A 26,062-nucleotide genomic window follows, 5' to 3' on the forward strand; every position below is an offset into this window, starting at 1 on the left:
GTAAAGCCCGGCGCCGCTTTGTCAACATCTGCGCGAGTCAGCTGGCCTGGATGGGGGCAGTCACGTACTTGAACAGGAAATCCGTCACCTCTTCCCGGCTCGGACGCTGTGGCTGATTGATCATCTGCATCATCACATAGCCAAAACCGGTCAGGGAGCGGGCCAGATCCTGCGCCGACAGCACGCTCTGGATCTCGCCGTTGTCGATGGCCCGTTGCAGGTGGGGGGCAATGCGCTCCAGCGCCTTGTCCAGCAGCCGGGTGTAGCGAGGCCACACTTCTTCCCGTACCGAGGAGCTCCACTCCAGCCAGATGCTGGCGTGATCGGGCTTGTCATAGGCGGCGTCAACGAAAAGCTTCACGTGGCGGTGAATGCTCTCCCTGGCGGAGCCCTGACCGTTGTAGGCCTGTTCGAGGATCTGCTGTACGAAGGCTTCGATTTCTGTCAGCACTTCGTCGACCAGATCTTCACGAGTATTGAAATAGTTAAAAACGGTCGCAACCGAGACCTTTGCCTGTTCGGCTATCTCGGCATGCCCCGCACGGCCGATGCCGCGACGGGAAAATACCTCGACGGCACACTCCATCAATTGATCACGGCGAGCCTCCGGCGAAAGCCGGGTTCGACGTCTTATTTCTGCGCGTGGTTCCATAGTTTTTTCATCTAATAGTTATTGATTATGGTGTTTATAGTATTGTCACCGATAATGCCTGAAGGCTTGCTAACTCTATCAATTAAAATAAGCCGATAAAAGCATCACGTATGCCTGACGCCCACTGGTTGGAGTGGTAGAATCCTCGGTTTTGACGTTAATGAACGGCCAATAACCCTTTGGTCATTATTGGAGTATGTGATGAAACACATTGTCGAGGTGATGATCCCCGAGGCCGAGGTTGCAGCCCGGATCGCCACGCTGGGTGAAGAGATTACCGCCCGTTACCAGGGCTCCGAGGAAGTGGTCATGATCGGCCTGCTGCGCGGCTCCTGCGTCTTCCTGGCGGATCTCTGCCGTCAGTGCCAGTTGCCCATCACCCTGGACTTTATGACTGCCTCCAGCTACGGCTCCGGTATGCACAGCACCCGTGACGTGCGCATCCTCAAGGATCTGGATGACGACATCAAAGGCAAGGACGTGGTGATCGTGGAGGACATCATCGACACCGGTTACACCCTCAACAAGGTGCGCGAGATCCTCTCCCTGCGCGAGCCGAAATCCCTGGCCATCTGCACCCTGCTGGACAAACCGTCCCGCCGCGAGGTTCAGGTGCCGGTGGACTGGCTTGGCTTCTCCATCCCGGACGAGTTCGTGGTGGGCTGTGGCATTGACTACGCCCAGAAGTACCGTAACCTGCCCTTCATCGGCAAGGTCGTACCGCAAGAGTAAGCCGGGTCCGAAGTAGCAAGGCAGGCTGGCCGGCCCGCCATCGACTGTCTTCAGGCGGCGTCACAGCCGCCTTTTCTGTCTCGAGATGGGCTCATCCATCACAGGGGTTGCAATGAACGCATTGGAAATCAGCGGTCTGAAGAAGACCTATCAGGGGGGCGTCGAAGCCCTCAAGGGCATCGATCTCACCGTCAAACAGGGGGATTTCTTCGCCCTGCTCGGTCCCAACGGGGCGGGCAAATCCACCACCATCGGCGTGATCAGCTCACTGGTCAACAAGAGTGCCGGCAAGGTGAAGGTATTCGGTCATGACATCGATACCGATCTGGAGCTGGCCAAGTCCCAGCTCGGCCTGGTGCCCCAGGAGTTCAACTTCAGCCAGTTCGAGAAGGTGAGCCAGATAGTGACTCACCAGGCCGGTTTCTATGGAGTGCCGCGGGCCGAGGCCAAGGTGCGCGCCGAGAAGTACCTGCGCCAGCTCGATCTGTGGGACAAGCGCGACATGGCGGCTCGCACTCTCTCCGGTGGCATGAAGCGCCGATTGATGATCGCCCGCGCCCTGATGCATGAGCCCAAGCTGCTGATCCTGGATGAGCCGACCGCCGGGGTGGACATCGAGATCCGCCGTTCCATGTGGAGTTTCCTCAAGGATCTCAACGAGCAGGGGGTGACCATCATCCTGACCACCCACTACCTGGAAGAGGCCGAGATGCTGTGCCGCAACATCGGCATCATCGACAAGGGCCGTCTCATCGAGAACACCAGCATGAAGAGCCTGCTCGGCAAGCTGGGTCGCGAGACCTTCCTGCTGGATCTGGTGCCGGGTTCCACCGTACCGGCCCTGCCCGAGTTCAACGGCCGGATGCAGGATGAGAACACCCTGGAAGTGGAGCTGGAGAAGAGCCAGTCCCTCAACAGCCTGTTCGAGCAGCTCTCCGCCCAGGGGGTGAAGGTGCTCAGCATGCGCAACAAGGCGAACCGGCTGGAAGAGCTGTTCGTCAATCTGGTAGAGGAGGGTCGCAAAGCATGAACCCCATGACCTATTACATCGCCTTCAAGAGCATTCTGGCCAAGGAAGTGAGCCGCTTCACCCGGATCTGGATCCAGACCCTGGTGCCGCCCGCCATCACCATGAGCCTCTACTTCGTCATCTTCGGCAACCTCATCGGCTCGCGTATCGGTGACATGGGGGGCTTCAGCTACATGGAGTTCATCGTGCCCGGCCTCATCATGATGTCGGTCATCACCAACTCCTACTCCAACGTCGCCTCCTCCTTCTACAGCGCCAAGTTCCAGCGCAACGTGGAGGAGCTGCTGGTGGCGCCGGTGCCCAACTACATCATCATCGCGGGGTATGTGGGCGGTGGCGTGGCGCGCGGCCTCTGTGTCGGCCTCATCGTCACCCTGGTGTCGCTGTTCTTCGTGCCGCTGCAGATCCATCACCTGTTCAGCGTCTGCGTGACTGTGCTGCTCACCTCCATCCTCTTCTCCCTGGGGGGGCTCATCAACGCGGTGTTCGCGAAGTCGTTCGATGACATCAGCATCATCCCGACCTTCATCCTGACTCCCCTGACCTATCTGGGTGGCGTCTTCTACTCCATCACCCTGCTGCCGCCGTTCTGGCAGGGGGTCTCCCAGGTGAACCCCATCATCTACATGGTGAACGCCTTCCGCTACGGCTTCCTCGGGATCTCCGACGTGCCCCTCGGCACTGCCTATCTCATCATCATCGGCTTCATTCTGGTACTCTACGGGATGGCCTGGTGGCTCATCTCCCGCGGCACCGGTCTGCGCCACTGAGGCGCACACCTGCCAGCAAAAAGGCGCCCTCGGGCGCCTTTTTATTTGCACATGTCGGTCTCAGAGGGCCGGGGCGTCGTAGTCCGCGGGCTCGTCGCTGTAGACGCAGACGTTCCACTTGGCCGCGAGGCCATCATCCGCGAGGCAGTAGCGCTCGAAGAAGGCCTTGATACCGGCGCGCTGGCAGTGGGCCTCGAAGCTCGCCATGTCGCGCCAGATCTCGTTGAAGACGATGGGGAAGCTCTCCCCCTCGGCAAAGGGGCTCTGGATATGGCGGGTGACGATGTACTGCAGGCAGCCATCTTCACGCAGGGTGTCGGGTTCGAGCCCTTGCAGGACGCGGAACAGGGCCTGCTCCTGGCCCGGCTTGGGTTGGAACTGGGCGATGCAGTAAACCTTCTTGGACATCGTGGTCTCCTTGCCGTGTCTCAACCCCGCAGGGCGACGACCCGGTTGTCGATGAGGCGGGCCTTGCCCAGATAGGCGGCCATCAGGATCACCAGGCGCTGGCTCTCGGCGCTGGCGGATTCCAGGGTGTCGGCATCGACGATGTCAATGGCATCCGTCCTGAATCCCGCGTTGTCGAGGCGTTGGCTGGCCTGGGCAACCAGGGAGGGGAGGTGACTGTTCCCCGCTTCAATCTGCTCGGCAATCCAGTTCATGGTGCGCGCGAGCTCGGGGGCGATGGCCCGTTCGGCAGCGGTCAGATAGCCGTTGCGCGAAGAGAGGGCCAGCCCGTCTTCGGCCCGCACGGTCGGCACGCCCACGATCTCGATGGGCATGGCCATGTCGGCCACCATCTTGCGAATGAGCGCGAGCTGCTGGTAATCCTTCTCGCCAAAGCAGGCCACGTTCGGCTGTACCAGATTGAACAGCTTGGTGACCACGGTGCTGACCCCGCGAAAATGCCCCGGACGCAGCGCCCCTTCCAGCAGGCTGGAGATGCCGGGCACCTCGACGAAGGTTTGGCTGGCGAGCCCCTGGGGATACATGATCTCCGGCGTCGGGGTGAAGACCAGGTCCACACCGGCGGCCTCCAGGGCGGCGCAATCCTGCTCCAGGGTGCGGGGGTAGTTGGCGAGATCCTCGGCCTTGTCGAACTGCAAGGGGTTCACAAAGATGCTGACCACCACCTTGTCGCCATGGCGGCGGGCCTCCTCGACCAGGGTGAGATGACCCTGATGCAGATTGCCCATGGTGGGCACGAATGCGATGGCGCAGCCTTCGCGATGCCATTGACCGATCTGCTTGCGCAGCGCGGCGGGATTGTTCACAACCAACATCGTCAGTTCACCTTCAGATGAATCAATAAAAGAGGGGGTCGTCAGGGGGGAGGGCGAGACGGGAGCACAGGCCCCCGCTCGCATGACGACAGAAAGTCAGTTGAAGCAGTGCTCGGGGCCAGGGAAGGTTCCCTCGCTCACCTGCTGCACATAGAGACGAATGGCGGCACGCATGTCACCGGTCTCGGCCAGGAAGTTCTTGGTGAACTTGGGCACATAACCGGAGGTGATGCCGAAGGCATCGTGCATCACCAGGATCTGGCCGTCGGTGGCAGGGCCGGCACCGATGCCGATCACCGGAATGCGCAGCGCCTTGGTGATGCGCTCTGCCAGAGAGACGGGCACGCACTCGAGTACCAGCAACTGGATGCCAGCCGCTTGCAGCTCCAGCGCCTGGCGGTAGATCTCCTGGGCGTGGAACTCGTCGCGCCCCTGCACCTTGAAGCCGCCAAACACGTGGACGGATTGCGGGGTCAGACCGAGATGGCCGCACACCGGCACCCCGTTACGGGTGAGGTGGCGGATGGAGTCACACAGCCAGTCCCCCCCTTCCATCTTCACCATGCGGGCACCGGCCGCCATCAGGCGCGCCGCGTTCTGGTAGGTCTGCTCCGGGGTGGCGTAGCTCATGAACGGCATGTCGGTCACCACCAGGGCATTGGTGGTGCCGCGCACCACGCAGCGGGTGTGATAGACCATCTCGTCCATGCTGACCGCCAGGGTGTCGTCTCCGCCCTGCAATACCATGCCGAGGGAGTCGCCGATGAGCAGCACCTGGGCGCCCTCGTCGTCGAACAGCTTGGCGAAGGTGGCGTCATAGGCGGTGATGGCGGTGATTTTCTGTCCGTCCTGCTTCATCTTCTGCAGGTGGGTAGTGGTGATCTTGCTCATTACGTTGTTCCTACTCTTCTCTACTCGCCTGCTGCACCGGCCAGGATCGCGAGTCCATTGCGCGGGCAGCGGGCAACCAGTTCGGTGAGCGGGGTGCCGCAGGGCAGCACCAGGGAGGGGGCTATCTCGGCAAGGGGCAGCAGGACGAACTCCCGCTCCTTCATGCCATAGTGAGGCACCGTCAGGCGCTCATGCCGGATGACCTCGTCGCCGTACAGCAGCAGATCGAGATCCAGGGTCCGGGGGCCCCAGCGCTCATCCTTGCGCACTCGCCCCTGTGCCTGCTCGATGCGCTGCAGCTCGTCCAGCAGCGCCAGGGGGCTGAGGCGGGTGGCAAGGCGCGCCACGGCATTGACGTAGTCCGGCTGATCCGCAGGGCCCATGGGGCGGCTGCCGTAAAGGCGGGAGGTCTGCAGCAGCTCGGACTCGGGCAGGATCGCCAGCGCGGCGATGGCGCGACGAGCCTGGCCGAGGGGGTCGGCCAGGTTGGAGCCGATGGCGACGAAGACCTCGATCATCGGCGGATCCTTACTCTGCCGACTTCGGCTTGCGGCGACGGGGGCGACGGCGGTTGCGGCCATTGCCGCTGCGCTTCTCGCCATCACCGCTGCGGGAGTCGGCGCGCTCGCCGCTCGCCGGGCGGCGGGTCGCCTCCCGTTGCAGTTGCGGGCGCACGTCCGGGTTGGAGGCCACATAGCGCTCCCACCAGCTCGCCAGCTCGCCGAGGCCGCGCTCGACCCGGTTGCGCAGCAACAGGAAGTCGAAGGCCGCACGGAATTTCGGGTGCTCCATGGCGCGCTCGGGGTGCTTGCCCTGGCGGCGGGTCAGGCGCTGCTGCAGGGCCCAGATGTCGCGCACGTCCGTGGTGAAGCGGCGCGGCACGGCGATGATCCGCACCTGGTTGTCCAGCACCTCGTTGATGGCCAGCATGAAGGCATCGTACCAGGGCAGACCGCTCTCGTTTTCCAGCACCCGGCCGCGGGCCTCGACGGCGCCCCACAGCAGGGTGGCGTAGAGGAAGGCGGGGGTGACGCGCTTCTCTTCACGGACCCGGGTATCGGTGTCCATCAGCGCCTGCTCGATGAACTGCTCGTAGGGCGAGTTGCCGTGGGGCGTTAACAGGGCGGCTACCTGGGGGAACAGCGGCTGGAACAGCCCGTATTCCCGCAGCAGCTTGTAGGTGGCCAGCCCGTCCCCCGCCAGGAACAGCTTGAGGGTCTCCTCGAACAGGCGGGCGGCCGGGATGTCCTGCAGCAGCGGGGCGAGCTCCCGGATGGGGGCGGCGGTGCGCGGGCTGATGGTCATGTCGAGCTTGGCGGCGAAGCGCACGGCGCGCAGCATGCGCACCGGATCTTCCCGGTAGCGGGTCTCGGGGTCGCCAATCAGCTCCAGTCTGCGCGCGGCCAGGTCTTCCAGCCCACCCTCGAAATCGTGCAGGATGAAATCCTTGGCGCTGTAGTAGAGGGCGTTGACGGTAAAGTCGCGACGCTCGGCATCCTCTTCGATGGTGCCGTAGACGTTGTCCCGCAGCAGCATGCCTTCATCGGACTGGGCCGACACATGCTTGCTGGTATTGACCTGATGGTGGTGGCCCCGGAAGGTGGCCACTTCGATCACGTCACGACCAAAGACGATGTGCGCCAGGCGGAAACGGCGGCCAATCAGGCGGCAGTTGCTGAACAGCGCCTTGATCTGTTCCGGCGTCGCGTCGGTGGCGATGTCGAAATCCTTGGGGATCTTCCCGAGCAGCAGGTCACGGACGCCGCCGCCGACCAGGTAGGCCTCATAGCCCCCCTTGTTCAGGCGATAGAGCACCTTGAGGGCATTCTCGCTGATCTCTTTGCGCGAAATCGGGTGCTGGTCACGGCTCAAGGTACGGCGCTGTCCGGCGACACGGGCCGGAATGGGGGACTCCACCGACTGCTCGCCGTCTTCCTTGCCGAGCACTTTGCGGCAAAAGTTTGCGATCTGGGAAAAAATGGTACACCTCGTTATGACTTCAAATTGACGGGAGGCCAAAAAAATAGCGGCCTATCATAGCTCAGCCCCAACCAAATGAGAAACGGTGTGGCCTGCTTCCCCTTGATTGGTCCTTTTGGGGCAAGAAATGCAGCCGGGGCTAGCTTTGCCCTTGCGGGATCTTCTGCTGGCGGGGTACCCGGACCAGCTGCCAGTGGGCGATGCCCCAGCCGATGATCTCGTCGATCCGGCTCGCCATCAGCTCGGGCGGCGGGCACTGACCGAGAAAGTGCAACGCCTGCCACAGGGCCGGTCGTACCTCGTCCTGCGACAGCGCCGGCGCATGGTTCTGCTTGGAGAGCTTGTTGCCATCCGCTTGCACCGCCAGCGGCAAGTGCACCCAGGCGGGCACCTCTGCCCCCAGGGTCTGGTTGAGGGCAATCTGGCGCACAGTGGGCTCCAGCAGATCGGCGCCGCGGACGATCTCGGTGATGCCGCTGTCCATGTCATCCACCACCACCGCCAGGTTGTAGGCGTAGAGCCCGTCCCGGCGGCGCACGATGAAGTCCTCCTCCGCCAGCGCCGCGGGGACGGTGATCTCTCCCTGAAGCGCATCCTCGAACCGATAGACCGGGTGGTGCTGGCGCAAACGGGCGGCACACCCCTCGGCGGTCAGCCCCAGGGTGCGGCAATGACCGTTGTAGAACCCCCCTGCGGCCATGATTTCGCGTCGGGTACAGCGGCACCAGTAGAGATCCCCGGCCCGATAGAGCTGATCGATGATCTCGTCATAGCGGCCATGGCGCGCGCTCTGGAACATCACCTCCCCATCCCAGCCAAGACCGTGTGCCTCCAGGGTGGTGAGGATAAGGTCAGCCGCTCCCGGCATCTCCCGCGGGGGGTCGATGTCTTCGATGCGCACCAGCCAGCGTCCCTGCTGCGCCCTGGCCTGCAAGAAGCTGCCAAGGGCGGCGACCAGGGAGCCGAAGTGGAGCGGACCGGACGGTGAGGGGGCGAAGCGGCCCACATAGGGGCGTCTGGAGGAGGGGGATGTCATGACCATGGCAATTGGGGTAGGCGTTGCATTGAGGCTGCATTCTGGGACGGCCCGACCAAAAGCTCAATAAAAAAGGGAGCCTGGGCTCCCTTTTCGTTTCTGTGGATGGGCGGCATCAGCCAGCCATCTGTTTTTCCTTGATCTCGGCCAGCGTCTTGCAGTCCACGCAGAGGTCTGCGGTCGGACGGGCTTCCAGACGGCGGATGCCGATCTCGATGCCGCAATGCTCGCAGTAACCGAAGTCATCTTCTTCGAGCAGCAGCAAGGTTTTCTCGATCTTCTTGATCAGCTTGCGTTCACGGTCGCGGGTGCGCAGTTCGAGAGCAAACTCTTCTTCTTGCGCGGCGCGATCCACGGGATCCGGGAAGTTGGCAGCCTCATCCTTCATGTGGTCGACGGTGCGGTCAACTTCCTGCATCAGTTGGTTGCGCCAGGCTCCCAGGATCTTGCGAAAATGTACCTTCTGTTGGTCATTCATGTACTCCTCACCGGCTTTCATCTGGTAAGGCTCTACACCCGCAATGGCCAGGGGGCCCAGAGATTTCCTGTTTTCGCCTGTTGGCATGCCCTGTCTCCTAATTCAGCACGCTACCCGTGCCATCCATAAATTGAGGGCGACATCTATAGCAGAAGGGTCAACGGGAGGCAAACAAGCCTTATCAATAATGTTACCCACTTCCGCATTTATTCTCTGCCCTCGGGTAGCATATGGTCAGATTCAAATGGGATGAAATCCTGAGCCACCATGCCCTGCACCCCAACATGGGGGCGATAGCATAAAATTTCAACCCCTGCCGCCATCGCCTGTTCAACAAGCTGACTATAGTGCGGATCGATATGGGCTGCAGGGCGCATTCTCGCGATGCCGGAGTGCAATACCATGAACAGCAGCACGGCCCGGTGCCCTGCCGCCTTCATGGCCATCAATTCACGCAAGTGCTTGGCGCCGCGGGTGGTGACCGCATCGGGGAAGTAGCCCATGCCGGGTTGCTCCCGCTCGTCGAGCAGGGTGACGGATTTCACCTCGATGTAACAATCCGGCCTGTGGTCATCTTCCAGCAGCAGGTCGATGCGGCTGTTCTCTTCCCCGTATTTCACTTCGGTGCGCAGCCTGGCATAACCTGCCAGGGGGGAGAGAGCGCCCTGTTCGATGAGCTCCCGGGCGATCTGGTTGGCACGGGCCGTGTTGACGCAGATGAAGTGACCCGCCGGGCTCTCGGCGATTTCCCAACTGTTTGGCAGCTTGCGCTTGGAGTTGTCGGATGTGGAGTACCAGACCCGGGTGCCCGGCAGGGCGCAGCCGGTCATGGCACCGGTATTGGCGCAGTGGATGGTGATCACCTCGCCGTTGTCGAGTGCGACATCCGTCAGGAAGCGCTTGTAGCGTGAGATCAGCTGCCCGGACTGCAGGGGGGGATCGAAGATCATGGGGTGAGCTCCTCGCGGTGCGGGTTTTTGACGCGGGCCCGCAGGGGCCAGCAGGCGAGCGGTTCGTAGTGGACGCCGTCCGGCGTGCTGACGGATTGATAGAGGCAGAAGCGATCGGCCCTGAGCAGAAAATCCGGTGCAGGCAGCTCGCCGGGGGCCTCGCCCGCCTTGCGCGACAGGGTGACGTGGGGGCGATAGCCCTGCTCGCCGTTGCCCAGCCCGAGTTTTTCACCGTGGCGGCGCAGTGCCCTCGCGAGCACGGTCAGCTCGTTCGGCCACTCACCGGGCCCCACCCAGGCGGCTTTGGCGCGCTGAAACCAGCCGGTCTGATCCAGATGGACGCTGAAAGGGGGGCAGTGCTGTCGCTCGGCGGCCGCGATCAGGCGAGCCTGGGTCGTTTCGTCGGCCTCCCCGAGAAAGGCCAGGGTCAGGTGCAGGTTGCTCTCGGGCACCGGCTGGCCGGGCCAGGGGCGCTGGTCTCGCCAGGTCGCAAGCTCGGGGGCAAGCTCTGGCAGGGGCAGGGCAAAGAAGAGTTTGGGCATGCGGCGTGTCGGTCCTCGTGATGGGCATCGGATAAGGGCCATTCTATGGCAGCCGCTCCCGGGATGTCTTGCCGTGTTGCACCTGACGCTTCCTGCCCCTGCCCGGCAGGGGCGCTTACGGTGGCCGGGAGGCTGTGGCAGAATGGACCCCTTTTCAGGAGTGTCACAGAAGGTGCCCATCGCTTTGTCTTCCCTCCCCATCGTCCCGGTGTTGCCCGAACTCTTTGCAGCCCTCGACAGCCATACCAGCGTGATCCTGCAGGCGCCCCCCGGCGCTGGCAAATCGACTCTGCTGCCCCTGGAGCTGGTGCGCCAGCACCGGCTGCCCGGGCGCATCATCATGCTGGAGCCCAGGCGCCTCGCGGCGCGCAACATCGCGAGCTTCCTCGCGCGTCAGCTGGGGGAGAAGGTGGGCGAGCGCATCGGCCTGCGAGTGCGCGGGGAGAGCCGCACCAGCAGCCAGACCCGGCTCGAGATCGTGACCGAGGGGGTGCTGACCCGGATGCTGCAGCAGGATCCTGAGCTCACCGGCGTGTCGCTCGTCATCTTTGACGAGTTCCACGAGCGCAGCCTGCACGCCGATACCGCGCTGGCCTTCGCCATCGAAAGCCAGCAGGGGTTGCGCGATGATCTCAAGCTGCTGGTGATGTCCGCCACCCTGGATGGCATGGCCCTGGAGCGCCTGCTGCCAGGTGCCCCCGTGGTGCGCTCCGAGGGGCGCGGCTTTCCCATCGAGTACCACTATCGCCCCGCCAATCGCCAGCAGTGGTTGGAGCCCCAGGTCGGTGCCGTGGTGCTGGAGGCGCTCGCCAGTCAGGCTGGCAGTGCCCTGGTGTTTCTGCCGGGACAGGGGGAGATAGAGCGGCTGGCACAGTGGCTGGAAGGGCGGTTGCCGGACGAGGTGACCCTCGCCCCCCTCTACGGTCGCCTCGACATGGCGGCCCAGCAGGCGGCCATCGAGCCTGCGCCTGCGGGTCGTCGCAAGCTGGTACTCACCACCAACGTGGCGGAGACATCCCTCACCATCGAGGGGATTTCCGTGGTCATCGACAGCGGGCTGGAGCGGCGCGCCACCTTCGATATCAAGAGCGGCGTCACCCGGCTGGAGACCCGGCCCATCGCCAAAGCCTCCGCCACCCAGCGGGCGGGGCGGGCAGGGCGGCTTGGCCCCGGCGTCTGCTACCGGCTCTGGAGCAGCGAGGTGCAGGAGCGCCTCGCCGAGCAGAGTCCCCCCGACATCCTGACGCAAGAGCTCACCGGCCTGCTGATGGACGCCGCCCAGTGGGGGGCCCGGGTGGAGGCGCTGCCCCTGCTGGACATGCCGCCCCCTGCCGCCGTGGCCAGCGCCCGGCGGTTGCTGGTGGCCCTGGGCGCCATGGCCCCGGAGGGTGAGCAACAACTTACCCCGGCAGGCCGTGCCATGGCGGCCTTCGGCACCCATCCCCGCCTCGCCCGCATGTTGCTGCGGGCCAGGGAGCTGGAATCCGAGGGTCTGACAGGGATTGTCGCCGATGCGGCTTTCCTGGTGGCGCTGCTGGAAGAAGATCTGCGAGGATCGGAGCGCCTGTCCGTGCTGTTCCACCGCCGTCAGGGCGCCCTGCGCCAGGGGGCGGCCCGCTGGTTCGAGCGGCTCGGTGTACGGGCAAGCAGCCCGCAGGGTCAATGGCTGGGGTTGCTGTGCGCCCTCGCCTGGCCCGATCGCATCGGCAAGCTGCGCAGTGGCAGCCGCTATCAGCTCAGTGGCGGGGTGAGCTGCGATCTGGTAGAAGGGCATCCCTGCCAGGGGCAGGGGGCCATCGTGGCCGTAGAAATGGGTCAGAACGAGCGCGGCAGCCGCATCTTCATCGCTGAGCCGGTGGCGCTGGATGAGCTGGTGCGCCAGCTGCCCGAGCTGGTCGGCGAGCGCCAGTGGTTCGACTGGGACGATCGGGAGGAACGGGTGCGTGCGGAGCGCCAGCAGGTGCTCGGCGAGCTGGTGCTCGGCCAGCGGCCGCTGACGGATCTCTCCGATGAACAGAAGGGGCGTTGCCTGCTGCAGGGCATCCGGCGCAAGGGGCTGCACGTGCTGCCCTGGGACGAGAGCAGCGAGGGGCTGCTGGCCCGCTTGCGCTGCGCTCGCGACTGGCTGCCCGGCGAAGCCTGGCCCGCCATGGATGAGGAGAGCCTGCTGGCCGACCTCGAGCAGTGGCTGCTGCCGGCGGTGAGCGGCATGACCCGGCTGGAGCAGTTGAAGCGGCTCGACATGAGCGACATCCTGCGCCAGTCTCTGCCCTGGCCCTTGCCAAGGCGGCTGGACGAGGCGCTGCCGAGCCACTTCACCGCACCGACTGGCAGCCGGGTACGGATCCGCTACCAGCCGGGTCAGGCGCCGGCGATCCCGGTGCGCATCCAGGAGATGTTCGGGCTGGGCGCCACCCCATGCGTGGCCGATGGCCGGGTGCCCCTGGTGGTGGAGCTGCTCTCCCCGGCCCAGCGCCCCTTGCAGATCACCGCGGATCTCGCGGCCTTCTGGGCGGGATCCTATGAGCAGGTGAAAAAAGAGATGAAGGGGCGCTACCCCCGTCACTACTGGCCGGACAACCCGCTGGAGGCGATGCCGACCCGGGTGACCAAGAAGAAGATGGGATTGCAGGAGTAGCCGACGGGACAGTGATCGGTCGGTACGATCAGAACAAGATGGCGGTGGCACAGTCCCCCTCCACAACAGGCATCGCAGGCCGCTCGCATCAGCGGGATGGCGAGGAGAACGACAAGAGGATTTATGGCAACCCAACGACGCAAGCGCACGCCCAAGAAGGCGGCGCCCAAACGCACCATCTGGCGCACCCTGTTCTGGCTGGGCTTCAAGCTCTCTCTGGTGGTGGCGGCCTTCATGGTGGTGTTTGGCATCTATCTCGACACCAAGGTGCGCGAGCGCTTCGACGGCGAGAAGTGGCAGTTGCCGGTGATGGTCTACAGCCGCCCGCTGGAGCTCTATCCCAGCCAGCGGCTCTCCCAGACCCAGATGCTGCGCGAGCTCAACATGCTGAGCTACAAGCAGGTGCGTCAGCCTCATACCCCGGGTGAGTACGCGGTGAGCGGCAATCGCATCGAGCTGGTGCGCCGGCCGTTCGAGTTCCACGACGGTGCCGACGGCGCCCGTGGCCTGCGTCTCACCTTCAACGGGGCGCGCCTCGAGGGGATCCAGTCCCTGGAGAACCAGCGTCAGCTCGGCTATGCCCAGATGGACCCGGTGCTGCTCGATCGCCTCAACACCGAGGATCGGGAGGACCGCCTGCTGGTGCGCCTTTCCGAGGTGCCGGACAGCCTGCTGGTGACGTTGCTCACCACGGAAGACAGGGACTTCTACCAGCACGGCGGTGTCTCGCCGGTGGCCATCATGCGCGCCATGGCAGCCAACCTGCTGGCGGGTCGCACCGTGCAGGGGGGCAGTACGCTCACCCAGCAGCTCGCCAAGAACTTCTTCCTGACCCGTGAGCGCAGCCTGTGGCGCAAACTGCAGGAAGCCTACATGGCGGTGCTCATCGACTACCGCTACAGCAAGGACGAGATCCTGGAGGCCTACCTCAACGAGGTCTATCTGGGGCAGAACTTCTCCCAGGGGGTCTACGGCTTCGGGCTCGCCTCTTACTTCTACTTCGGTATTCCGGTCAACGAGCTGGACATCGATCAGGTGGCCCTGCTGGTGGGCATGGTGAAGGGCCCCTCCTATTACGATCCCTGGCGATTCCCCGACCGGGCCAAGGCGCGCCGGGATCTGGTGCTGAAACTGCTTGCGGATCACGGCAGCCTGACCCAGGCCGAGTATGACCTGGCCAGCAAGCAGCCCCTTGGCATCATCGCCCGCGGCCAGATGAGTTATGGCCGCACCCCGGCCTTCATGGGGCTGCTCAAGCGGGAGATCCAGAACCGCTTCGGCCCGGATCTGCTCAAGCAGTCCGGCCTCAAGATCTTCACCAGTCTGGATCCCATCGCCCAGCACGCCGCCGAGCAGGCGGTGGAGTCGGGTCTGGCCACCATCGAGAAGCAGCGTGGCAAGAAGAAGCTGGAGGCGGCCATGGTGGTCTCCGACTGGCACAAGGGCGAGGTGGTCGCCATGGTGGGGGGACGGGATCCCCGCTACGCCGGCTTCAACCGGGCGCTGGATGCCCGCCGTCAGATTGGCTCCCTGGTGAAGCCTGCGGTCTACCTGACCGGCCTCTCCAACGGCCTGACCCTGGGCACGCCGCTTAAAGATCAGCCGATCCGCATTCGCGGCCAGGATGGCCAGATCTGGACGCCGCAGAACTACGACCGCAAGTTCCGCCAGAGCGTGCCCCTGATGGAGGCGCTTGCCAGCTCCCTCAACGTGCCGACCGTCAACCTCGGTATGCAGATAGGCCTGGACAAGGTGGTGGACACCCTGCACAAGCTGGGGGTGCAGCAGGAGATCCAGCCCTATCCGTCCCTGGTGCTGGGGGCGGTGGCGCTCTCGCCCATGGAGGTGAACCAGATGTACCTGCCCATTGCCAACCAGGGGTTGACCCAGCCCCTGTCGGCCATCCGGGCCGTGGTGAATGGCGAGGGGCGCCAGCTCTACCAGCATGACGAAGCGGCCAAGCGGGTGACGGATCCCCAGGCAAGCTGGCTGACCCTGTTCGCCATGACCAAGACGGTGAGCCAGGGGACGGCCCGGGCGCTCGGTGCCAAGTTCCCCGGGGCCACCATGGCCGCCAAGACCGGTACCACCAACGAGCTGCGTGACTCCTGGTTTGCCGGGATGGACAACAACGAGCTGGTGAGCGTCTGGGTCGGCCGTGACGACAACACCCCGGCCGGGTTGACCGGTGCCAGTGGCGCCCTGCAGCTGTTCAGCGGCTACATGAGCCAGCGAGGGGTCAACAGCCTGGGGCTGAAGATGCCCGAAGGGGTGAGCTGGGCCAACTTCTCCCGCTCGAGCGGTGCCCGGGTGGCCAGCGATTGTCCCGGCAGTCTCCAGGTGCCGGCCAAGCTGGCCGGTCTGGCCGAGCCGATGAGCTGTGCCAGCCCGGTCTCGGACCCGGCGAATGCCCTGGACAACTGGTTCAACGGTTTCTTCAACTGACGAAGACGGGCAGCGCAGGCTGCCCGTTTTGCAAGGATTGCCATGACCCATCCTCTGTTTGAGGCCATCCATCACGTGGCCATCATCGCCAGCGACTATCCGCGCTCGCGCCACTTCTATCACCAGGTGCTGGGGTTGCCCATCATTGCCGAGACCCTGCGGGCAGAGCGCCAGTCGTGGAAGCTGGATCTGGCGCTGCCGGACGGCAGCCAGCTGGAGCTGTTCAGCTTCCCGGCGCCGCCGCCGCGCCCCTCCCGGCCGGAGGCGTGCGGGTTGCGCCACCTGGCGTTTCGGGTGGCGGATCTCGACCGGGTCATCGCCCACCTGGAGCAGCACGGGGTGGAAGTGGAGCCGGTGCGGGTGGACGAGCTGACCGGCAAGCGCTTTACCTTCTTCGCCGACCCCGACGGCCTGCCGCTGGAGCTGTACGAGGCAGCGCGTTAGGCTGCCTGTTGCAATCTGGATGATCGGTTTGACCATGAAAAGGCCGCCCTGGGAACAGGGCGGCTTTTTTCATGGGGTTGGAGAGGGGATCATGCTGTGGTCAGCAGGGCGACCGCCACCGCCATCACCATCATGCCGAGCCAGCCGACGGGTCTGAGGCGCTCGCCGAACAGCAGCAGGCCCCCGAGGGCGGTGCCCAGGATGCCGATGGCGCCCCAGGTGGCATAGGCCACGGCCAGATCGATCTTGCCGGTACTGACCGCCTCGCTGAGCAGCGTGAAGGCACAGAGCACCAGCAGAATGCCGAGGACGCCCCACCCCTTGTCACGAAAACCGACGGAGCGGTTGATCGCCATGTTGGCGCCGATATCCAGCAGGGCGGCGCCCAGTACGATGATCAACGGGTGCATGGGGCTTCCCTCCTCTGGCGGCTGGGGGCTGGTGCATGATGGGTCTCGCCCAGGGTCACCATGACAATCCCCACTATGGTCAGCGCCAGTCCGATCCACTCCTGGATGCTCAGCTCGTAGCCGAGGAACAGGACGGAGACGGCGGTGATGAGGGCGATCCCCAACCCTTCCCACAGCGCAAACGCGATACCAGTGGAGATTGTCCTGGCGGCCTTGGCGAGCAGCAGGTAGGAGAGGGTGATGAGGAGCCACATCGGCAGATAGTGGATCCAGCCGCTCTCGCTCTTTGGGATCAGGGCCATGGAGGAGGTGCCGGCGACCTCGGTCAGGATGGCCCCCGTCAGGAAGAGGCGGGCCAAAAGCAGAGGACGGGATGACATGCAGTTTCCTTCTGTTGCTGCGACGAAGAGAGGATAACGGCACCCGAAACGGGCAAGGTTATCGCTGAGCGTCGAGAAAGCTGTCGCTGCTTGTTTGCCTTGGGGGCGGGCCAGGGGATAAGGTGGTGATGGAATAATCTGCCGCCAGTTTGAAGCCATGAAGCTAAATCAGATACAACTCTTTGTAGAAACAGCAGACAGTGGTTCGATAGCCAATGCCGCCAGACGACTTGGCAAGAGTCGCAGCGCCGTGAGCTCGGCGATAGCAACCCTGGAGGTGGAGCTTGGCGTCGAACTTTTCGAACGAGGGGCGAACCAGAGCCGGCTGACCGAAATCGGCGAGCAAGTGCTGGACGATTGTCGGCGGCTGTTGCAGGCCGCCAACAGCCTGAAGCTCAAGTGCGAGCACCATGCCTCCGGTGCCGAGGTGGCGCTGCGGGTAGCCCGGGACGACGCCATTCCCGAGGTGGTATGGCGCGAGATGCTGGGGGCGCTGCGTCGCCAGTTTCCGGGCACCAGCATCTCCCTGGTGCTGGCCTCACCGCCGGAGCTGCCGGCCCTGGTGGAAGAGGGGTTCGTGGATGCCGCCTTCGGCCTCATCACCGAGGAACAGGAGCGCAGCGGTCTTTGCATCGACGTGCTCAATCCGATCCGCACCCTGATGGTGGTCGCACCAAGCCACCCGCTGGCTGGGCTGAAGCGGGTGTTGCAGCAGGATCTGACCGATCACACCCAGGTCACCCTCTCCTATGTGGACGCGTTTTCGGTCAAGAGCCTGCTGCCCATCGGAGGGCAGCATATCGGGTTGTCGAGTTTCGAACTGATGCGGGATGCGGTGCTGGATGGTCTGGGTTGGGCGGTGCTGCCTTCACCCCTCATCCAGAGCCAGCTGCGCCTGGGAGAGCTGCTGACCCTGAAGCACAAGTTCAGTCTGCAGTGGCGCGATTACGGAGTCTATCTGTCGGAGAACGCCCATCACGGCAAGGTGCTGGCCTGGCTGAAGAAGGCAATAGAAGCCTATCTCGAACCCTTCGAGTAGCCGCCAACCGGGGCGGGCACCCCGGTTGGCAGTGAGAGGGGATCAGCGCAGGCCGTGACGGGGGACGCGCTGGCGGGAGCGAAATGGCAGCAGCAGGAGGCCGAGCAGCAGATCCCCCGCCAGGGAGGCCAGCAGACCCGCCGCCACGCCGCAGAAAATGGCGGCCTGTTTGAGGGGGACCACATAGCCGTAGTTGTGCAGGGTATCCTGCCAGAGGGCGGGATCGGCGCGCAGCAACAGGTGGGAGAGCTGCTGGTACCAGGGACTCTCCCGCACGGCGATCTCCCCCTGAAGGTGCTGCTGCTGGTTGACCAGTTGCTGGAGGCTGGTGGCATCCTGGGTGAAGACGGGATCCTGGCTGGCACCGTAATGGGCGACCAGCGCCTGCAGATCGCCATTGAAGTGCTGGTCCGCCGTGCGCTGGAAGGGGGCCAGCGCCAGACCGGCTTGCTGCAGCCGGGCATCCAGCCGCTGGAAGTAGAGATCGACCAGCCCGGGGATCTGTACACCTGCCAGCAAACCGAGGGCAAACAACATCATGCGAAGGTAGCTGCGCATCATCATCATCCTGAACGAAGGGAGCGCCCATACTAGCCGCAACCGGTGGGAGAGCCAAGGAGGGGACGCGCTTGCCCACCCGGTCGGCGGCGCCAAAAGAAGAGCCGATGGAATACCTTTGTTACACGAATTCTTACACTTTTGTGATGCAAGTCATCTTGCGGCTGGCCTAGAATGAGCGTTTTTCGAAGGACACGTCGGCATGAGCAAGTTCATTCCTTTCTATCTGGCCGGGGGCCTCATCGCCTTCAGTTGGGGCGCCCTGCCTGAGCACGGCCCCTGGGATGGGTGGGATCTCGCCCTCTTCCAGCTGGTCAATGGCTGGATTGGCCACTCCCCCCGTTGGGCCGATCTGGTGGCCATCACCAACAACCGCCTGTTCGATCTGGCCGCGCTGGCCTGCATGGGCGGGATCCTCGCCAGTTGCTTCTTCCGTGCCGACGGGCAGGAGCGCCGTCGTCTGGTGGCCATGGGGGTCGTGATGCTGCTGGGGGCCCTGGTGATCAATCAGCTCGGGCATCTGTTGCCGGTCAGCCGTCCCAGCCCCACCCTGATGGTGGACGGGGCACTGCGCCTGACCGAGATCAGTGCGATTCCCACCAAGGACTCCGCCGGTGACAGCTTCCCCGGTGATCACGCCCTCTTCCTGATGATCTTCGCCGGTTTTGCCCTGCGCTATCTGCCGCGCTGGGCCGGGGTGGTTGCGGTGGTGATGGTGCCCCTGTTTTCAGCGCCCCGCATCCTGGCGGGTGCGCACTGGATGACGGACGTCTATGTGGGCGCTCTTTGCCTCTCCCTGATCTGCCTGCCGCTGCTGTTGCTCACTCCCGTGTCGGATCGCCTGATCGACCGCCTGGCTCCCCGGCTGCCACGCTGGATTGCCTGACGGAGAATGAAAAAAGAAGGCGGGTCACCCCGCCTTCTTTCGTTTACGCCTCACCGGTGCTGTGGTCGTCGCGAAATGACCAGGACTACGCCCGATGAGCCCGGGCTGTCGCCCTCCCAACCAGTATGGATAGCCCCATTCGGGTTCTGCCAGCCAAAATAGTCGCGGCCAAACGTTTGCACCCGTCCTCTCATGATCCTGGCCAGGATTTTTTCCCTCCGCTGCCTTAGAATCGCCGCCCGTTGTTGGAGGTCTCCCCATGCTTGTCACTTTTCTGCGTCTCTTGTTTATCGGTTGTGCCCTGGTCTTTCTCTTTATGCTGGTCCGTGCCTGGTGGCACAAACGGCGTCATGGCCAGCTCGAAGCCACCCCTTTCTGGCCGGTGGCGGCCATCGGCTTTGTGGCCAATTTTCTCGATACCCTGGGGGTGGGGAGCTTTGCGGTGAAGACCGCCTGCTACAAGCAGTTCAGGCTGATCGATGATCGGGTGCTGCCCGGTACCCTCAACGGCCAGTGCGTGCTGCCGACCGTGACCCAGGCTCTCATCTTCATCGGCGTGGTCAACGTGGATCCCGTCACCCTCATCAGCATGATGGCGGCTGCGGCGGCCGGTGCGGCCTGGGGCGCCCGTTACGTGGCTTCCTTTGAGCGCCAGACCATCCGGCTGGTGATGGCGGTCTCCCTGCTGGTGGTCGCCGGTCTCATCTTTGCCGGTCTGCTTGGGCTCTTCCCCCTCGGTGGCGAGGCCATGGGGCTGAGCGGTTACAAGCTGGGGATCGCCCTTGCCGGCAACTTCCTGTTCGGAGCCCTGATGAACGTCGGTATCGGCCTGTTCGCCCCCTGCATGACCCTGGTCTATCTGCTCGGCATGAACCCGCTGGTGGCCTTCCCCATCATGATGGGATCCACCGCCGTGCTCAGCGTCTTCTCGGCGGGGACCTTCATTCGCAAGGGGGCTTTCGATGCGCGGGCCGTGCTGGCGGTGGCCATCTTCGGCCCCATCGGCGTGGTGCTGGCGGCCATGCTGGTCAAATCCATGGAGATGGAGATGCTCAAATGGCTGGTGGCCTTCATCGTCATCTATACCTCCTGGACCATGTACGCCTCCTGGCGGGCGGCGCGGCGACAGCCAGCGCCCGCGCTGGCAGAGGCGACGAGCTAGCTGGCGTCGGCGAAGCCCGCCTGCACGGGCGCCCCGTGTTGGTATGTCATCCCGCTCGCCCGGTTCTGGCGCGTCTTCTGATGCCTCTGGCAGCCCCCTCCGGGTGGGCAGTCTGCTGGCTGGAGGCGACCAGTGCGGCTTCCGCCCTGGCACCGAGAAACACATAGAGCCCCAGCGCCAGCAGCAACCCCACGGCGCAGCCCATCACCCCCACCGCAGGCCAGAGCAGTTCGCTCTGGCCGAGGGATCCCTTGAACAGCAGCAGCAACCCCTCGATGGAGACCGCGATCAGGATGGCGGCGATAAAGCGGGTAATGGTGCGCCGGATGGCGCTGTGGCGGAAGATGTCCTTATGCAGCAGCACCTCCTCTTCGAGGATGGTCTTGCCGAGATCGAACACCGCCAGCGCGAGCGTGAGGAAGATGATGGCGCTGAAGGCGCCCAGCCGGTTCTGCTGGGTGCCGCACAGGAGCAGATAGAGCTGTTCCAGCCCGTGCCAGATGAGGGTGCCGACGATGAGAAACAGGGCCAGACTCAGGACGACGTAGACGGCCCTGAACCAGGGAATGGCGCGCCGCCGCTCCCTGTCCCCCATCAGCCAGGCGATCAGCTGGTGCAGGTTGATCTCCAGCTCCCGGCCATGGCCCTGCACCAGCAGGCGCAGCTGCCCCTGGGCCGCCGGAACGGGCGCCAGTATGGCTGGCCTGATCTGGGGGGCCAGGCTCTTCACCTCCTCGACGAAGGCATAGGGCTTGAGAGACGCCTCGGGGAGGGTGAGCAGCCCCAACAGCAGGGGGGCCAGCTCGGTTTCGTACTCCTGATAGCGCCGCAGCACATCGATGGGGCTCATCTCTGCCATATACACCTCGGTCCAATGGGCTCCTGAAACAGGGACCTGCAAATTGTGGGCCCGATTTATGACAGCCCGTGTACGGCGCGGCGCACCAGCAGGTGGCAAGGTTCCGGTGAGGGACTTAAAGATGCACCACTACGGTGCCTTGTCGGGACGAGCAAACAAAAAAGGGCCCCATCGGGGCCCTCTGCACATCTTGCGGCTTGTCAGCCAGCCAGCTTGGCGAAGCTGCGCTCGGCGGCCGCCAGAGTGTGTTCGATCTCCTTGTCCCCGTGGGCAAGCGACAGGAAGCCCGCCTCGTAGGCGCTCGGTGCCAGATAGACACCCTCCTCCAGCATCAGATGATAGAAGCGCTTGAAGCGTTCCATGTCGCAGCGGGTCACCTGCTCGTAGCGGGTGATCTCGGGCTCGTCGGTGAAGAAGAAGCCGAACATGCCGCCCACGTAGTTGATGGCAAGCGGGATGCCGTACCTGGCTGCGGCGGCTTTCAGCCCTTCGGCGACACGGGCGGTCTTGGTGCTCAGCTGCTCATAGAGGCCCGGCTCCAGCAGCAGATCCAGCATGGTGAGGCCGGCGGCCATGGCCACGGGGTTGCCGGAGAGGGTACCAGCCTGATAGACGGGGCCGGTCGGGGCTATGTGCTGCATCACCTTCTTCTTGCCGCCGAAGGCGCCCACCGGCATGCCGGCACCGATGATCTTGCCGAGGGTGGTGAGATCCGGGTCGATGTTGTAGTGGCCCTGGGCACCACGCAGGGAGACGCGAAAACCCGTCATCACCTCGTCCAGGATCAGCAGGGCGCCGAACTCGTCACAAATGGCGCGCAGCCCTTCCAGGAAGCCGGGCACCGGCGGGATGCAGTTCATGTTGCCGGCTACCGGCTCGACGATGATACAGGCGATCTCGCTGCCGTACTGGGTGAAGGCTTCGCGCACCGAGTCCAGATCGTTAAAGACACAGGTGAGCGTGTGTTTGGCGAAATCGGCGGGTACGCCCGGGCTGTTGGGCTGACCCAGGGTCAGGGCGCCGGAGCCAGCCTTGACCAGCAGGGAGTCGGCGTGGCCGTGGTAGCAGCCTTCGAATTTGACTATCTTGTCGCGGCCGGTGTAGCCGCGGGCCAGCCGGATGGCGCTCATGGTCGCCTCGGTGCCGGAGTTGACCATCCGCACCTGCTCCATGGAGGGGACGATCTGGCGCACCTTCTCGGCCATCAGCACTTCGATCTCGGTCGGCGCGCCGTAGCTCAGCCCTTTTTCCACTGCCTTGATGACGGCGGCCTTGATGGCCGGGTGGTTGTGGCCCAGCAGCATGGGGCCCCAGGATCCGATGTAATCCACATAGGCCTGACCATCCACGTCATAGAGGTAGGCGCCATCGGCGTGATCGATGAAGCGGGGTGTACCGCCGACCCCGTTGAAGGCGCGGACCGGTGAGTTGACGCCACCGGGAATGGTCTGGCGGGCCTGTTCAAACAGCTGATCTGATTTTGACATGGATCATCCTTAATGGGATTTTGGTCGTTACCCGGGCGCAGGCTGCCGATTGCGGCTCGGCAGGGGATGGCGGGAGGAGTATGCTTTGCGCTCTCGCCCCGGACTCTCGCCCGTGATACATGAAACGGGCCGACTATAGCAGAAAGGCCCAGAGCTGGGCAGCCGAGGCCGAGGTGTGTCTGGTCCTCGTTAGATGAGCGTGATTATCCATGGAGCAACAAGCCATTCCTTCCGCCGACGCGGCCTCGCTGCGTCGTCCTCCAGTCTTGCAGCGCCTGATACGGCGGGACAAGATGCCGCTGCTGGTGCTCCTGTTGGCGGCCCTGGTCGGCCTGCTGGCAGGCCTGGTGTGCGGATTGTTCGAGTCTTGCGTTCACTGGCTGGCCCAGCAGCGTGTCGACTTGCTGGCCGATCGCCCCTGGTGGCAGCTTGGCCTGCTCGGCTTTGGTTTCAGCGCCCTGCTGGGGTTGGTCGGCTATTTCCTCACTCATGCCTTTGCCCCCGAGGCGGGGGGATCCGGTATCCCGGAAATTGAAGGGGCCATGGACGACCTGCGCCCGGTACGCTGGTGGCGGGTGTTGCCGGTGAAGTTTTTTGGCGGGGTCTGTACCCTGAGTTCCGGCATGGTGCTGGGGCGGGAGGGGCCCTCGGTGCAGATAGGGGGCAACCTCGGCAAGATGGTGGCGGATATCTTCCGGTTGCCCAAGGAGCATGGCCATGCCCTGCTGGCTGCCGGTGCGGCGGGTGGTCTCGCTGCGGCCTTCAATGCCCCGCTGGCAGGGATACTGTTTGTCATGGAAGAGATGCGACCGCAATTTCGCTACTCCTTCCTCGCCATCAAGGCGGTCGGGATTTCGGCCGTCATGGCGACCCTGATGCTGCAGAACATGAAAGGGCAATCCCCCGTCATCATGCTGCCTCACTACGACGCTCCGGCCTTGAAGGCGCTCTGGCTGTTTCTTTTCATGGGGGGCTGCTTTGGTGTGCTGGGGTTCGTCTTCAACAAGCTGGTGCTCGCCTGTCAGGATGGTTACCTGGCATTGCATCAGAACAAGCGCCACCGCTTCGTCATCATCGGCATGGGGGTGGCTGGAACCTTTGGCATGCTGTCGCTGTTCGCCCCTTCTGTCACTGGAGGGGGTATCGAGCTCATCCCGCATCTGACGGGGGGAGACTATGCGATGGCGACGCTCTTCATCATCTTCTCGGTGCGACTGGTGGGTACCCTCATCTGCTTTTGCTCGGGGGCCCCTGGTGGTGTCTTTGCGCCGACCCTGGCACTGGGCACCCTGTTCGGGGTGATCTTTGGTCACCTGTTCCACTCTGCATTTCCCGATCTCGGCATCGAACCGGGCGCCTTTGCCATCGCCGGCATGGGGGCGCTTTTCGCCGCCACCGTACGTGCCCCCATTACCGGCATCGTGCTGGTGACAGAGATGACCGACAACTATCAGCTGATCCTGCCCATGATGATCACCACCATAGGGGCAACCCTAGTGGCGCAATGGTTGGGGGGGCGTCCCATCTATTCCCAGATCCTGGAGCGAACTTTACGGCTTGCTGCGCGTCAAAACCGGGGTGAAAGCAGCATCGCGACCGGTTAACTCTTTGTTTATCCGTATCAATCCGGCATGGTCGCGTATAGTGAAAAGAGACCGGCCGTGTTGATGTCGGCATATAGAAGAGGCCTTATGTCCCAAATCGTGAAGTTATTGGTGGTGCTGGCCGTGGGGGCATGTATCGGTTATGTCGTCGGGAACAGACAGGAGCTGGCTCAGAGCAGCCTGATGACGGTGCAGCAAGAGACGTTGGAGCGTCAGAGCAAGGCCATTGCACAACTTAAGACTGATCTCGGCGTCAGGGAGACCCTGCTGGCGACCCAGAAGGCCGCCTTCGAGCAACTTCAGCAGACGCTCAAGGATCAGGAAGCCCAGGTACAGGAGCAGAAACGTCAGCTCGCCTTCTTCGAGCGCATCATGCGTCCCACCGGCGAACAGGTGGGGGTATCCATCGACAATCTGACATTGCAGGAGACGAGTGTGCCGGGTCGCTACCACTATCGTCTGGCGCTCACACAACCCGCCAAGAAGCGGGAGCTGTTTCGGGGGCAGGTGCAGATCCGGCTCGAAGGCAGTCTGGCTGACAAGCCCAGGATCCTCAGTGGCCGGGATCTTGGCATGAAGGTGGGGGAGGGACGCTACGCGTTGCGATACTTCCAGCTCTTGGAGGGCAATTGGCAGCTTCCCTCAGGCTTCATCCCGGACAGGGTGAGAATCCTCATCCCGAAGGAGGGACGGCAACCGGCCCAGGAGCTGGTTGCTGAGTGGAACGAGGTGCTCAAGCCTCTGGTCGCTCAACCAGCCCCCTTGCCGGCAGCACAGTAAGAGAGTGGTGAATACTTGAACTAAATGGTCGGGTATTGGATAATTTCGCGGTTTCCATGTTTGTGGATGTAACGGTTGTGAGGTCAGCAATGAGTGCAGTAGCAGAAGCTCCCTTGCCCATCCAGATGACGGATGCGGCAGCCAACAAGGTAAAGACCTTGATCACCGAAGAAGAGAATCCCGAACTCAAGTTGCGGGTCTACATCACTGGGGGGGGCTGCTCCGGTTTCCAGTACGGTTTCACGTTTGACGAGAAAATCAATGATGGCGATACCGTGGTCGAGAAGAGCGGCGTCACCATGGTGATCGATCCCATGAGCCTGCAATACCTGGTCGGCGGCAGCGTGGATTACACCGAAGGCCTGGAAGGTTCCCGTTTCACCGTGACCAACCCCAACGCCACGACTACCTGCGGTTGCGGTTCCAGTTTCTCCATCTAATTTACAAGCAGCGTGATATGAAGGGCCCCGAGGGGCCCTTTTCATTTTTGTATGCCTGGCGTGGCTGGCATTTAGATCTTGATGTGGCGAAAACGGGTACCGATTGGTAGCGATAGAGAAGGTGTGCAGGCTCATTTAGATGAATTGTTGACGGCTTTTTAGTCTGATTGGTTGTTGATTAAACACCTGAACGTCTTTTTCAAATAAACACGTAGTTTTCGCTTGTCAGCGAGAATCATATCCCTATAATGCGCCTCCATCAGCACGGCGCAGTGCGCGTCTGGTCCACCTTGCAAAGCAAGCTGGTGAGGGTTATAGTTTCAGACCCTGCTCTTTAACAATTTGAATCAAGCAATCTGTGTGGGCACTCACAGCATCGAGCATCAAAAACAATTTTTGATTTTCAATGTCTGATGAAGTGACCAAAGCAACTTTTAAGTTGCAGCAGTTAATTCAGCAATTCATTGAGCCGCTTTGCTTAAGCGATTAAGCAGGCAACCAAACTTAAATTGAAGAGTTTGATCATGGCTCAGATTGAACGCTGGCGGCAGGCCTAACACATGCAAGTCGAGCGGCAGCGGGAAAG

At 63.2% G+C, this 26,062-nt stretch carries 27 protein-coding genes and 1 rRNA gene; 13 read left to right on the plus strand and 15 right to left on the minus strand.

Translation table 11 applies throughout. The features are described 5' to 3' along the window. Window positions 1-37 precede the first annotated feature (37 nt). Window positions 38-652 (minus strand): TetR/AcrR family transcriptional regulator, encoded by a 615-nt coding sequence (locus AB5Y70_RS05950; protein WP_029314803.1) that lies wholly within the window; start codon window positions 650-652, stop codon window positions 38-40. Window positions 653-853: 201 nt separating this feature from the next. On the opposite strand from AB5Y70_RS05950, the gene hpt reads away from it, so the two are divergent. The 3 genes from hpt (at window position 854) to AB5Y70_RS05965 (ending at window position 3,184) form a co-directional block, all read left to right on the plus strand. Beyond that, window positions 854-1,384 (plus strand): hypoxanthine phosphoribosyltransferase, encoded by a 531-nt coding sequence (gene hpt, locus AB5Y70_RS05955; protein WP_010675579.1) that lies wholly within the window; start codon window positions 854-856, stop codon window positions 1,382-1,384. Window positions 1,385-1,496: 112 nt separating this feature from the next. After that, window positions 1,497-2,414 (plus strand): ABC transporter ATP-binding protein, encoded by a 918-nt coding sequence (locus AB5Y70_RS05960; RefSeq protein WP_039040845.1) that lies wholly within the window; start codon window positions 1,497-1,499, stop codon window positions 2,412-2,414. Continuing rightward, entirely contained in the window at window positions 2,411-3,184 is a 774-nt protein-coding gene (locus AB5Y70_RS05965; protein WP_010675577.1) for an ABC transporter permease, read from the plus strand. The genes AB5Y70_RS05960 and AB5Y70_RS05965 overlap by 4 nt, the downstream gene beginning before the upstream one ends. 60 nt (window positions 3,185-3,244) lie before the next feature. On the opposite strand, the gene AB5Y70_RS05970 is transcribed toward AB5Y70_RS05965, so the two are convergent. From AB5Y70_RS05970 to thpR, 9 genes are all read right to left on the minus strand, one after another. After that, window positions 3,245-3,592, minus strand: a complete 348-nt coding sequence (locus AB5Y70_RS05970) for a putative quinol monooxygenase (RefSeq protein ID WP_010675576.1) — start codon at window positions 3,590-3,592, stop codon at window positions 3,245-3,247. Between the two features lie 20 nt (window positions 3,593-3,612). Then, the gene (gene panC, locus AB5Y70_RS05975) at window positions 3,613-4,467 is read right to left on the minus strand and encodes a pantoate--beta-alanine ligase (protein ID WP_109422205.1); all 855 of its coding nucleotides are present in this window, start codon (window positions 4,465-4,467) and stop codon (window positions 3,613-3,615) included. A gap of 96 nt (window positions 4,468-4,563) precedes the next feature. Further along, window positions 4,564-5,358 (minus strand): 3-methyl-2-oxobutanoate hydroxymethyltransferase, encoded by a 795-nt coding sequence (gene panB / locus AB5Y70_RS05980; protein ID WP_039040847.1) that lies wholly within the window; start codon window positions 5,356-5,358, stop codon window positions 4,564-4,566. A gap of 20 nt (window positions 5,359-5,378) precedes the next feature. Further along, a complete protein-coding gene (folK, locus tag AB5Y70_RS05985) occupies window positions 5,379-5,876 on the minus strand; it encodes a 2-amino-4-hydroxy-6-hydroxymethyldihydropteridine diphosphokinase (protein ID WP_210538047.1) in 498 nt (165 codons plus the stop codon). A 10-nt stretch (window positions 5,877-5,886) separates the two neighbouring features. After that, window positions 5,887-7,377, minus strand: a complete 1,491-nt coding sequence (gene pcnB / locus AB5Y70_RS05990) for a polynucleotide adenylyltransferase PcnB (protein WP_319899674.1) — start codon at window positions 7,375-7,377, stop codon at window positions 5,887-5,889. Window positions 7,378-7,477: 100 nt separating this feature from the next. Continuing rightward, the gene (gene gluQRS, locus AB5Y70_RS05995) at window positions 7,478-8,380 is read right to left on the minus strand and encodes a tRNA glutamyl-Q(34) synthetase GluQRS (protein WP_319899675.1); all 903 of its coding nucleotides are present in this window, start codon (window positions 8,378-8,380) and stop codon (window positions 7,478-7,480) included. 109 nt (window positions 8,381-8,489) lie between these two features. Next, window positions 8,490-8,939 carry an RNA polymerase-binding protein DksA gene (gene dksA / locus AB5Y70_RS06000; RefSeq protein ID WP_029314801.1) on the minus strand — a complete coding sequence of 150 codons (450 nt, stop codon included), beginning with the start codon at window positions 8,937-8,939 and terminating at the stop codon, window positions 8,490-8,492. A gap of 119 nt (window positions 8,940-9,058) precedes the next feature. Further along, entirely contained in the window at window positions 9,059-9,802 is a 744-nt protein-coding gene (gene sfsA, locus AB5Y70_RS06005; RefSeq protein WP_201872682.1) for a DNA/RNA nuclease SfsA, read from the minus strand. Continuing rightward, window positions 9,799-10,344 (minus strand): RNA 2',3'-cyclic phosphodiesterase, encoded by a 546-nt coding sequence (gene thpR / locus AB5Y70_RS06010; RefSeq protein ID WP_039040852.1) that lies wholly within the window; start codon window positions 10,342-10,344, stop codon window positions 9,799-9,801. The genes sfsA and thpR overlap by 4 nt, the downstream gene beginning before the upstream one ends. Window positions 10,345-10,528: 184 nt before the next feature. On the opposite strand from thpR, the gene hrpB reads away from it, so the two are divergent. From hrpB to AB5Y70_RS06025, 3 genes are all read left to right on the plus strand, one after another. After that, window positions 10,529-12,982 carry an ATP-dependent helicase HrpB gene (gene hrpB / locus AB5Y70_RS06015; protein ID WP_279990440.1) on the plus strand — a complete coding sequence of 818 codons (2,454 nt, stop codon included), beginning with the start codon at window positions 10,529-10,531 and terminating at the stop codon, window positions 12,980-12,982. A gap of 123 nt (window positions 12,983-13,105) precedes the next feature. Next, complete coding sequence (gene mrcB, locus AB5Y70_RS06020; RefSeq protein WP_010675566.1) at window positions 13,106-15,427, plus strand: penicillin-binding protein 1B; 2,322 nt, start codon at window positions 13,106-13,108, stop codon at window positions 15,425-15,427. A gap of 42 nt (window positions 15,428-15,469) precedes the next feature. Next, window positions 15,470-15,871: a VOC family protein gene (locus AB5Y70_RS06025; protein WP_010675565.1), complete on the plus strand. Its 402-nt coding sequence runs from the start codon at window positions 15,470-15,472 to the stop codon at window positions 15,869-15,871. Window positions 15,872-15,960: 89 nt separating this feature from the next. On the opposite strand, the gene AB5Y70_RS06030 is transcribed toward AB5Y70_RS06025, so the two are convergent. Both AB5Y70_RS06030 and AB5Y70_RS06035 read right to left on the minus strand, forming a co-directional pair. After that, window positions 15,961-16,281, minus strand: coding sequence for an SMR family transporter (locus AB5Y70_RS06030; protein ID WP_010675564.1), 321 nt, complete (start codon window positions 16,279-16,281; stop codon window positions 15,961-15,963). Further along, on the minus strand, window positions 16,269-16,661 hold the full coding sequence (locus AB5Y70_RS06035; protein WP_223945726.1) for a multidrug efflux SMR transporter: 393 nt from the start codon (window positions 16,659-16,661) through the stop codon (window positions 16,269-16,271). The genes AB5Y70_RS06030 and AB5Y70_RS06035 overlap by 13 nt, the downstream gene beginning before the upstream one ends. 157 nt (window positions 16,662-16,818) lie before the next feature. Here AB5Y70_RS06035 and AB5Y70_RS06040 point away from each other — a divergent pair, with 157 nt between their 5' ends. Further along, complete coding sequence (locus tag AB5Y70_RS06040; protein ID WP_202016248.1) at window positions 16,819-17,700, plus strand: LysR family transcriptional regulator; 882 nt, start codon at window positions 16,819-16,821, stop codon at window positions 17,698-17,700. Between the two features lie 42 nt (window positions 17,701-17,742). On the opposite strand, the gene AB5Y70_RS06045 is transcribed toward AB5Y70_RS06040, so the two are convergent. Beyond that, window positions 17,743-18,258 carry a DUF2937 family protein gene (locus AB5Y70_RS06045; protein ID WP_010675561.1) on the minus strand — a complete coding sequence of 172 codons (516 nt, stop codon included), beginning with the start codon at window positions 18,256-18,258 and terminating at the stop codon, window positions 17,743-17,745. Window positions 18,259-18,460: 202 nt separating this feature from the next. Between AB5Y70_RS06045 and AB5Y70_RS06050 the strand changes: the two genes are divergently transcribed. After that, the gene (locus AB5Y70_RS06050) at window positions 18,461-19,144 is read left to right on the plus strand and encodes a phosphatase PAP2 family protein (RefSeq protein ID WP_010675560.1); all 684 of its coding nucleotides are present in this window, start codon (window positions 18,461-18,463) and stop codon (window positions 19,142-19,144) included. A 259-nt stretch (window positions 19,145-19,403) separates the two neighbouring features. After that, window positions 19,404-20,306 (plus strand): sulfite exporter TauE/SafE family protein, encoded by a 903-nt coding sequence (locus AB5Y70_RS06055; RefSeq protein WP_279988781.1) that lies wholly within the window; start codon window positions 19,404-19,406, stop codon window positions 20,304-20,306. Window positions 20,307-20,352: 46 nt separating this feature from the next. Here the strand turns inward: AB5Y70_RS06055 and AB5Y70_RS06060 are convergent, their stop codons facing one another. Together AB5Y70_RS06060 and hemL are read right to left on the minus strand one after the other, a co-directional pair. Beyond that, the gene (locus AB5Y70_RS06060; RefSeq protein WP_279988782.1) at window positions 20,353-21,165 is read right to left on the minus strand and encodes a hypothetical protein; all 813 of its coding nucleotides are present in this window, start codon (window positions 21,163-21,165) and stop codon (window positions 20,353-20,355) included. A 200-nt stretch (window positions 21,166-21,365) separates the two neighbouring features. Next, the gene (hemL, locus tag AB5Y70_RS06065; protein ID WP_043155744.1) at window positions 21,366-22,652 is read right to left on the minus strand and encodes a glutamate-1-semialdehyde 2,1-aminomutase; all 1,287 of its coding nucleotides are present in this window, start codon (window positions 22,650-22,652) and stop codon (window positions 21,366-21,368) included. A 209-nt stretch (window positions 22,653-22,861) separates the two neighbouring features. Here hemL and clcA point away from each other — a divergent pair, with 209 nt between their 5' ends. From clcA to AB5Y70_RS06085, 4 genes are all read left to right on the plus strand, one after another. Continuing rightward, window positions 22,862-24,256, plus strand: coding sequence for a H(+)/Cl(-) exchange transporter ClcA (clcA, locus tag AB5Y70_RS06070; RefSeq protein ID WP_039040862.1), 1,395 nt, complete (start codon window positions 22,862-22,864; stop codon window positions 24,254-24,256). Between the two features lie 87 nt (window positions 24,257-24,343). Beyond that, window positions 24,344-25,036 carry a DUF6776 family protein gene (locus AB5Y70_RS06075; protein WP_039040863.1) on the plus strand — a complete coding sequence of 231 codons (693 nt, stop codon included), beginning with the start codon at window positions 24,344-24,346 and terminating at the stop codon, window positions 25,034-25,036. A gap of 89 nt (window positions 25,037-25,125) precedes the next feature. Further along, complete coding sequence (erpA, locus tag AB5Y70_RS06080) at window positions 25,126-25,476, plus strand: iron-sulfur cluster insertion protein ErpA (protein ID WP_010675554.1); 351 nt, start codon at window positions 25,126-25,128, stop codon at window positions 25,474-25,476. A gap of 506 nt (window positions 25,477-25,982) precedes the next feature. Further along, window positions 25,983-26,062, plus strand: a 16S ribosomal RNA gene (locus AB5Y70_RS06085); the annotation flags it as partial.

The organism is Aeromonas sp. s1(2024) (assembly GCF_040908005.1).
GTDB classification, from domain to species: Bacteria; Pseudomonadota; Gammaproteobacteria; order Enterobacterales; family Aeromonadaceae; genus Aeromonas; species Aeromonas caviae.